The 8,488-nt window shown below is 46.7% G+C and carries 1 protein-coding gene; it reads left to right on the top strand.

Going from position 1 to position 8,488, the window contains the following annotated elements:
* The first annotated feature begins 2 nt into the window (after nt 1–2).
* Nucleotides 3–8,486: a non-ribosomal peptide synthetase gene (locus M9194_RS10155; protein WP_250612528.1), complete on the top strand. Its 8,484-nt coding sequence runs from the start codon at nt 3–5 to the stop codon at nt 8,484–8,486.
* The last annotated feature ends 2 nt before the right edge of the window (nt 8,487–8,488 follow it).

Here is an 8,488-nt window from a genome sequence, read left to right as displayed (position 1 = left end):
GAATGAAAGAACATTTTGATCTGCAGTCCATTCGTCACACAGTTCGCGAGCTTCTTGCACAAGCACTTGGTACTTCAGTAGATGAAATTGCCGAAGATAAATCATTCTTTGAGTTGGGGCTAACATCGAGAATAGGAGTGCAATGGATGGCACGAGTGAATGAGCAATATCAATTGCTTATTCCTGCTGTGCGGGTCTACAACTATCCTACTTTGGAAAAGTTGTCTGAACTTATCTACCAACAACTGAATGAACAGGCAGGTGAGCCTGTATCGAAGGCTAATAGACCTCCAACGACCAAGTTCAAGCTATTTGGCCAACCTGAATCCACAAACGGCTCTGAAAAACGCATTTCCAATATAGCCGCCTCTTCAGGAATATCATCAGAACGTCCCCAAAGTGGCAGCATTAGCGGGAGAAGCACTGCTAATAAGAGTAAGGTTAGTCAGGCGATACGTAGTGCCGCCAATAGAAAAGCCTTCACCCAGAAGACTCAAGGCTTAAGCATCTCGCCACAAGAAAAACATACCGATGAGGCGATTGCCGTTGTCGGTCTTTCTGGGCGTTTCCCCGGCGCTCGAAATACAGCAGAATTTTGGCATGGTATTGTCGAAGGTCGAGACAGCATAAGCCGGGTAAACCGGGAATACTGGTCAATGGATAGTATTTTTGACCCCAAAATGCATGCTGGAAAAACCTATTCAAATTGGATTGGGGCCGTCGATGGTATCGACGAATTTGATCCTTTGTTTTTTAATATCTCGCCTGCTGATGCTGGTGCAATGGATCCTCAGCAGCGTCTATTTCTTGAAGAGTCTTGGCATTGTCTTGAAGACGCAGGGTATCGTGGCGATAGATTATCTGGGGAGCGTTGCGGAGTATTTGTTGGTTGTGGCTCATATGGTCAAAGTCAAAATGGTTTCGATTTGTCTGCGGCAGGTTTCCTTGGCGCTAGCCCATCAATTTTGGCTGCACGTATTGCTTATTTGCTTGATCTTCGAGGGCCTTGTCTGACCATAGACACGGCATGTTCTTCGTCTTTGGTCGCGCTGGCGAAAGCGTGCGACAGCATCAACGCACGCGAATGTGACTTGGCATTGGTTGGCGGGGTGTCTGTGTTAGCCGATCCAAGTATTCATATTATGGCGAGTCAAGCCGGAATGCTGTCTGCAGATGGTCGCTGTTTCAGTTTTGATCAAAGAGCGAATGGCTTTGTGCCAGCAGAAGGGGTTGGCGTTGTGGCTCTTAAGCGTTTAAGTGATGCGTTGAGAGATGGTGACCATATCTATGCCAGCGTTATTGGTTGGGGTATCAATCAAGATGGGCGTACTAACGGCATTACAGCGCCGAGCCAAACTGCCCAAGCAGAACTGCAGAAGTCTGTGTTTGAACGGTTTGGCATTAATCCTCGCTCTATTGAATTGGTAGAGGCTCATGGTTCTGGAACTAAATTAGGTGATCCTCTCGAAGTTGAAGCTCTCCAAGATGCTTTCACCTCTTATACCTCTGATGCCAGATTTTGTGCGTTGGGCTCGGTGAAGAGCAATGTCGGGCACCTTTTGGCAGCAGCTGGCAGTGCTGGTTTTTTTAAAGCCGCTCTATCGCTAGCAAACAAAACTTTGCCGCCAAGTATCCACTTCCAACAGCTCAATGAGCATATTGATCTTAACGGCTCCCCCTTTTATATCAGTGAACAAGCCCAAGAGTGGAAAGCAAAGCAGGGACAGTTACGTCGTGCTGCGGTTAGCTCTTTTGGATTTAGCGGCACTAACGCCTATCTCGTCCTGGAGGAAGTAAAAGCACCGCGCATTGCTAACGGTAAGGTAGCAGTACCGTCAGAGGAAGTCGTCGTACTGTCTGCAAAAAGCGAAGAGCGTCTCCAAGCTTATGCGTCACAGTTGCTTAATTTTCTGGTGAATAATGAGCCAAAACCGGCATTGTCTGATATCGCGTATACCTTGCAGTCTGGCCGAGTGCCCATGGATTGGCGTGTGGGATTGGTTGTGTCTTCACTAGATTCGCTGATTGGTATGCTTGAAGGGTTTGTCCAAGGCCGAACTCAGGAAGGGGTTTTCAGTGGTTGTGTTGAAAAACAAAACGCCCCGTTTATCGTAGAAAAAGGTAACCAATACCTAGCCAAAGAGCTCGCCAAGCTTTGGATTGAGAGTAAGCCATTTGACTGGTCTGCTATACATCATGAAAAACGCCGCAATCACCAAGGTAGACATTGGGCAAAACTGATAAGCCTGCCGGGATATCCTTTCGAACAAAGACAATTTGCAATGCCCGTGTTCAAGCCTCAAGGCGCAGACGGCTATCAGACATTGACGCCTTTGGTCCATCACAATGTATCGACGCTTGATTACGTGGCGTTTCGCTCGGAATTCCACGGCTCAGAATTCTTTTTCTCAGAACATGTTATTGCTGGTCGCAAAACACTACCTGGTGTCGCCGTTATTGAAAGTGCCTTAATGGCGGCAGTATTAGCCAACGCTGGAGTGCCACTTGGCCTGCGCAAACTAATCTGGATTCAGCCAGTGTTAGTAGAAAATGGGCCAGTTATTACAGAAATTCGCATCATAAAAACGGTACAAGCCGTTCGGTTTGAGCTCTATCAAATCGAAAAAGGGGCCGACAAGCTTTGCGCGCAAGGCGAGCTGATCGATTCAGAGGTTAGTCAAGCTGCTCCGATTTATGACAATGTCGTTTTAGATGATGCATTACATGTTGATGAACTCGCCTCTTGTTATGAAAAGTTTGATAGGCAGGGGTTTGCTTACGGGCGTAGGTTCCGGAATTTGAAAGCGCTCTACCGACGTGATCGACAAATAATAGGGAAGGTGGAGTTTGATGATAGCGCTCGTGCGCCAAAGCAAAGTTGGCCTTGGCCTGTGACTCGCGCGGATGGCTTTTATCTACACCCGGGAATACTAGATAGTGCATTCCAACCTTGTATTCGATTTTGCGAAGATCATGATACGACTAAAACCTATATCCCTTTCTCGTTGGAAGAAATTCATGTTTATGCGGGTCTGCCGGATAAATTCTATAGTGTGGCTACGCTGAAATCGATTACAGACGATAGCGCGAGTTTCTCACTGCATATGGTGGATGAATCTGGTCGCTGCCTTGTTCATATCAGCGATCTGACATTGCGACCAGTCACTTTGAAGAACGCTGAGACTGATGATTGCTATTTTTACGGCCTTAATTGGCAGCCAATAATTCAGCATGAAGCAGCTCCTGTCATTGCCAATGAATCAAGACTATTTTTTCTTCCCCAAGCCAGTGAGTGCATCGTCGAGCCTCGTGGCGTCAAAGATATCGTGGTTTATCCAGGGGAAGGGTTTGCACAGCACAGCACTCGCTGTTTCACCATTAGAGCTGACAAGCCAGAGGATTACATTCGCCTTTGGCAACAAGCCTCTCTTCAGGACAAAGAGGTGCATATCGGGCATTTTTGGAGTCTGTTGGCAACAAACACGGCAAATGATAGTAAACAGGAAGTTCAGCAGCTGGAATATGGGATCTATGCATTAACCACCTTACTACAGCACTTGAACCGAGAGAAACAAGCGGACAAAGCTCGCTTATTTGTATTTCATTCTTTAAGTGAGCAACAAGAAAATCCAGCCTATGTAGGACTAGCAGGTTTTCTTCGTAGTTTTACGGCTGAAACACCGGAGCTTATCGCACGATTGATTGGTCTTGATGACACTGATTTGCAAGGTTCGGTTTCAGTCGCTTCGTTTTTAGAGCGTGAGCAAACAGTGTTAGCTTGTGATGCGGTTGAAACACGTTACCTAAATGGTCACCGTCAGATTCTTGTACCTAGTCGCTTAGCCTTGCCACGTCGAGAGGTGACATCCACCTCTTCAGACATTAATGAGATAGGATTCAGACACCAAGGCATCTATATCATCTCTGGAGGTTCAGGAGAATTAGGTAAGGTGCTTGCCAACAAACTTCATCGAGACTTTCAGGCGAGAGTGGTATTACTTGGGCGTCGCCAGCTGGATGACAGTTTGCAAGGCTTTGATTACCACCAAGTCGATGTGACAGATGGTGATGCGGTGCAGAATACCGTTGCCAATATTAGGCAACGATATGGTCAACTTAACGGTGTCATCCATTGTGCTGGTGTAATGGATAACGCTTATCTTGCGGACAGGTCAAAGGAGCGCATTGCCTCAGTCATTGGGGTGAAAGTTCTGGGTGCTCGCCACCTAGATCAAGCAACAAAAGACGATAGAATGGATTTCTTTCTATTGTACTCATCGATCTCTTCTATCATGCCTTTTGTTGGGCAAACCGATTATGCGTTTGCTAACCGATATTTAGACTCCTTTGCATCATTACGTAACAAGCAAGTTTCTGCTGGCACTCGTTATGGGACAACCCTGTCGATAAATTGGAGCCTTTGGCGAGATGGTGGTATGGAGCTTGATGAGCAAAGTCGATTGTTCTTAAAGCGGAATTTAGGGCTAGAGCCTTTAAACACAGAACACGCCTTAAGCGCACTGCAAACGGCATTGAGTTTCGCCAGTTCTCACACACTAAACCAGGTCGCCATTTTATCAGGTGATCCTAAAGTGATAGAGGAGAACTGGCACGATCGTCCAATGTTAAACCGTTATAGTGATGACAATGGCTCTGCGCCGACATTGGAGGCGACTGATCTGCAACAACTGACGGTTTATAACAAAATCCATACAGAGCTGGCATCTTTGTTAAAGCTAGATACATCAGAGATTGAACCCGATCAGAACCTAATGAGTTATGGTTTAGACTCCATTGGCGCCATGATGCTCATTAATCAAATTAATGATTTGCTTGGTTTGTCCGTACAACCCACAGCATTATTGCAGCAGCCTACATTAAACCGCTTTGTTCATCATATTGTGACTGAGCATTTAGACGAACTTCCCCAAGAGCCGTCCGCTAAATCAATAACCGATGGAGTGACAGCCGCCGACACAAGTACCTTAGCGGTAGCAACCAAATATACAGACAGTACGCCTGAGGTTGAATCCTCTAATATGTTTGACGGAGTTGGTCACGGTGAGAGAGGTGGGGAGAGACACGATCCATTCTTAGGAGAGTTGAAACATCTGGCCGAACTTAGCCAAGAAAATGATCTCAGTGTGCGACCAGACACCGGTTCATCGGTTAATTTTCCACTGACATGTGGTCAGAAGGCCTTATGGTTTATCAACAAATTAAATCCTACTAGCTCGGCCTACCATATCGCGATTACCTTTCGAATCCGTGATGCTGTGGATCATGGCGCATTGGCCGCTGCGTATTATGACGTTTTAGCACGCCATGAAGTGCTGCGTATGAGATTCGATGAGGATCAAGGTGCGCCAGTACAAGTACTGAGGGAGGGTCCGGCATCCGATCTTAAATTTTCTGAACTACCTGAACATTTGTCTGACGACGAATTACGACAAATCTTGCGTGGCCACTATAACCAGCCGTTCAATCTCAACAGCGATGCGCTTAGTCGAATGCATGTCATCACGGCCAAAGACCAAGGTACGGTCATACTTTGGATCGTACATCATATCGTTGCCGATGCATGGAGTGTTTGGGTAATGTTAGATGAACTGCTGTCTTCTTATCACGCCAGATTAACAGGCAGTGAGCCCGATCTTACTCCTGTAACGGCCACTCTTGCTGATTCTGCGAGAGAAGAAGCTACTTTCTTATCATCTGAAGTGGGGGCAAAAGAGCTGGCTTTTTGGCAGCAACAATTACAAGGTGAGCCACCTGTTCTCAACTTACCCGCTGATTATCCAAGGCCTAAAGTTCAATCCTTTGAAGGAAAAAGCCTGCCTTTCATCTGTGATCAGGTACTCAGCACGAAAATTCTCAATCTCGCCTTACAACATGGTGTGACACCATTTACCTTACTTCTGTCAAGTTATCAGGCGTTTCTTTGTCGTTGGTCCGACAGTACAAAGGTCTGGGTTGGTAGTCCGGTGTCAGGACGCCTGGATCAAAGTTACGTATCATCTGTTGGTAATTTTATTAACTCAGTCGTGCTTACTGCAGATATCCGTGATACTCAAACTTTTTCAATGCTATTGGAGCAACAGAAGGAGGTCGTCGCCTCAGCACTGGAACATCAAAAATACCCATTTTCTCGTTTAGTCGAGCACCTCAATCCCAATAGAGAAGGGGGTAGAACACCGCTATTTCAGGCTGAGTTTGTTTATCAAAAATCTCACCAAGCCAATGACTTAATTCGAATTTTGTCGCCTGTAGAACCAGCTGAAATCGTACACAAAGGTATCCGCCTTGAATCAGTGCCGTTTACCCAACAAGAAGGTCAATTCGACATTGCGTTAGAAATGATGGAGATGGATGGGCATCTTGTTGGTACGTTCAAGTTCAATGCGAGTTTGTTCTCATCCGACACCATGGCGCAGATACAACAATCCTTTATGCGTTTTATTGCCCAGTGTGTGGACTCGCCTGATGCACCAATACCAGCGCTAAACCCACGAAAAGTACCCGAAGGCGGGTCCGTTTTGAGTGGTAGTGAATTTGCTTTGCCTTCTCAGAATGTCACTGAACTGTTCGAGCAGCAGGTCATTGTAAACCGTACAAAACAGGCGGTAGTTTGCGCAGGGCATACGGCGACGTATGAATCTCTAAATTATCGTGCCAACCAAATTGCACGTTACCTACGTCAAGCTGGACTTAAACCAGGTCAGCATGTAGCTGTGTTTTTACCACGCTCTATCGACCTTGTCGCGGCCTTGCTGGCTGTGATTAAAGCAGGCGGTACCTATATCCCCATCGATCCAGCCTTTCCAACTGAACGAATCGGTATGATGCTGCAAGACTCTTCGCCAGCACTGTTGCTCACACACCGTAGCTTAACGCTGGCTGAAAAGTGTATTCCTCAGCAAACGCAAAGCATCGATCTCGCTGAGAAACACGCAGAGATTGATCGCTGCGACGGGTCCAACCTTGATGTGGCGTTAAGCGACGACAGTTCGGCCTACGTGATCTTTACCTCAGGTTCCACCGGGCGACCAAAAGGTGTCCAAATACCACATCGTGCACTGACGAATTTCTTGCTGTCGATGCAAGATAAACCAGGCATGGACTCAAACGACCGCTTGCTGGCAGTGACCACCATATCTTTTGATATCGCTGGGCTGGAACTGTTTCTCCCTTTAGTTAGTGGAGCGACAACGATTATCGCCACCAAAGACGAGTCTCGTGATGGCTTAGCTCTTAAGCAGCTGCTAACGCGTTATGATATCACCGTAATGCAGGCGACACCTGTCACCTGGAACATGCTGATGGAAGCTGGCTGGGAAGGAAAGGAAAATCTCAATGCCTTGTGCGGTGGGGAAGCGATGCCGGGTAGATTGGCCGCCGATTTACAAAAGCGTACCGCTTCGGTATGGAACTTATACGGGCCAACAGAAACCACGATCTGGTCATGTATTCATTCGGTTCAGGGTGACTATGCAGAACATGCTGTCCCCATAGGTACACCGATTGGCAATACCAAGGTTCGTATTCTTAATGCTGAGCTAACTCCCGTTCCTGTTGGTGATATTGGGCAACTTTACATTGGTGGTGTAGGGGTTGCCGATGGCTATCTTGGTCGAGATGATTTAACACAAGAGCGCTTTATTGAAATGGGTGGCGAAATTTTTTATCGCACTGGTGATTGTGTTCGCCTGACTCATGACGGAGTGATGACGTTTCATGGACGTGAAGATCAGCAAGTCAAGATCAATGGTTTTCGGATAGAAACGGGGGAAATCGAACACCATCTTGGGAAGTTGGATGAAGTGTCAGACTGCGTAGTATGCGTTGAAAACGATCAACTCAATGCTTGCTCGGAATTCATGTTAGTGGCGTATGTTATACCGTCCCAGAGAGTGGTTTCCTTATCAACCGAGATTCAGGATGTATTGCGCAATAAGCTGAACGAGGTTCTGCCAAGTTATATGGTGCCTAGTATTTACAAAAGTGTTAGCGCCTTCCCATTAACACCGAATAACAAGATAGATCGCAAACGTTTATCGAAGTTGGCACTTATGGGTACCAAAGAGACGATTGAACCCCTAAATGACGATGTAGCCTACCCGAAACGTCTTCAGAAACTGTGGTGCGATGTGTTACGCATGCAGGCAGCAGGCTCAAGCAGTCATTTCTTTCACTCTGGTGGCTCATCATTGACAGCGACTCGACTTATTTATCGTATCAGTGAGGAGTTTAGTGTGGCGCCGCCAGTAAGCCTGTTGTTTGAACACCCGGTGTTAGGTGACTTTACCAACGCACTCGCAGAGTACTTGCCAGAGGACAGTAAAAGCAAAAACACGGCCGCGTTACCACCTCAAGAAACAGTTTCTGAGGCTAACGAAGAACACGATCAACACCTATTAGATATTCTCTCTTTACTTAGTGATGGCACTATTTCAATAGGGCAAGCACAGCAGATGATGGAAGACTAAAT

This window comes from Vibrio sinus (assembly GCF_023634645.1).
In the GTDB taxonomy this organism is placed as follows: Bacteria; Pseudomonadota; Gammaproteobacteria; order Enterobacterales; family Vibrionaceae; genus Vibrio; species Vibrio sinus.
This window is presented reverse-complemented; position numbering and strand designations above follow the sequence as displayed.

What these genes read in the sequence shown, in the direction of transcription:
- M9194_RS10155 (WP_250612528.1), top strand. Translation starts at nt 3, where the DNA reads ATGAAAGAACATTTTGATCTGCAGTCCATTCGTCACACAGTTCGCGAG.